Annotated in this window: 2 protein-coding genes and 1 pseudogene; 1 reads left to right on the forward strand and 2 read right to left on the reverse strand. The window is 51.0% G+C overall.

The genetic code is table 11. The features are described from left to right. Positions 1–20 precede the first annotated feature (20 nt). A pseudogene (locus QZR30_RS27835) lies at positions 21–200 on the reverse strand (PepSY domain-containing protein); the annotation flags it as partial. A 232-nt stretch (positions 201–432) separates the two neighbouring features. Between QZR30_RS27835 and QZR30_RS27840 the strand changes: the two are divergent. Further along, positions 433–753 (forward strand): hypothetical protein, encoded by a 321-nt coding sequence (locus QZR30_RS27840; RefSeq protein ID WP_046069217.1) that lies wholly within the window; start codon positions 433–435, stop codon positions 751–753. A gap of 158 nt (positions 754–911) precedes the next feature. Here QZR30_RS27840 and QZR30_RS27845 read toward each other — a convergent pair. Continuing rightward, a partial coding sequence (locus tag QZR30_RS27845) for a CorA family divalent cation transporter (protein WP_311904073.1) occupies positions 912–1,092 on the reverse strand: 181 nt, incomplete at its 5' end.

Consider the following 1,092-nt stretch of genomic DNA (forward strand, 5'->3'; position numbering starts at 1 on the left):
CTGTTTTGTAGAGCGTGGTCTCAAGTATCGAGCTTGTCTTCCAGTACAGCGCCGGTCTTGGCGTCGAGCTTCACTTCAAATTGCTTGCCGGCGGTATCGGTCAGTTCAACTTCGTACACCAGCACGCCGCTGTTGTTGTGGTCCAGCTCGGTGTCGTTGATGGTGGCACCGGCGTGTTTAGCCACGGCGGCAGCGTTGAGATGGCCTTAATGATCCTTGCAAAATATTACAGTGATGCTGCGGCAGGTCAGTGTTTGCTTGATTCAGGAGGACCGCTGGTCTGCAAGTGTGGGTGGTTTTTTTGCGCTCTTGTACGGCATGCATGATCGGCATACCTGTGAACTTTGACAGTAGACGCTCTGTTCATGCCTGCTGTTACATACGTATCGGTGTTGCTTAATCAACTATCGATTCACCAGAAGGACTTTTGTTATGACTAAGGCATTGGAACAAATCAAAATCCCAGGCGTAGAAGTTGTGGATGGGAAGGCGCATGTTCGGCTAAAGCGTGGGGAGGACCTGAGTGTAGAGGTCCCTGCTTCTTCGTTGTCAGAGCTGAACTCACTTGTTCGGCTTATCGTTGCGGGACAGCCCATAAAAATTCTGCAAGTCACTGTTGAAACGCAGAACAAACCTTGGCAGACACCCATCCCAGAGTATTTATTGAAAGAGCGTTTTAAACTTACCTATGATGTATTTTTATATGAGGAGGCGCCTAGTCCCATAGTCGATGTGCATATCGAATTTACATAATTACCCAGAGTTTTACAGAGCGGCGGCAAGGCAGTGTTTGGGACGTGGAGCGCATCGTTTGTCCGCAGCTTGCCCCCGATGGCGGTGGGTCAGTCAGCTTATTTTTGGCTGGTACACCACCATCGGGCCCCTCCCACATTTTGAGTGCATTTTTCAGGTCAGTAGTCTTTGCGCTTTCGGAACGCCCAGCGCCCGGCAATCAAGGTAAAAGTCGCGACCAGCGCAACCAATATCCAGAAACCTTCCGGGTCTTGGGACAGCGGCACACCCCCCACGTTCATGCCAAAAAAACCGGCAATAATATTGATCGGCAACGCCAGCACCGTCACCACCGTGAGG

The organism is Pseudomonas sp. rhizo25 (assembly GCF_031931935.1).
Classification (GTDB): Bacteria; Pseudomonadota; Gammaproteobacteria; order Pseudomonadales; family Pseudomonadaceae; genus Aquipseudomonas; species Aquipseudomonas synxantha.

Excerpts from the sequence above, each read along its gene's own strand:
- QZR30_RS27840 (WP_046069217.1), top strand. The coding sequence starts at position 433 with ATGACTAAGGCATTGGAACAAATCAAAATCCCAGGCGTAGAAGTTGTG.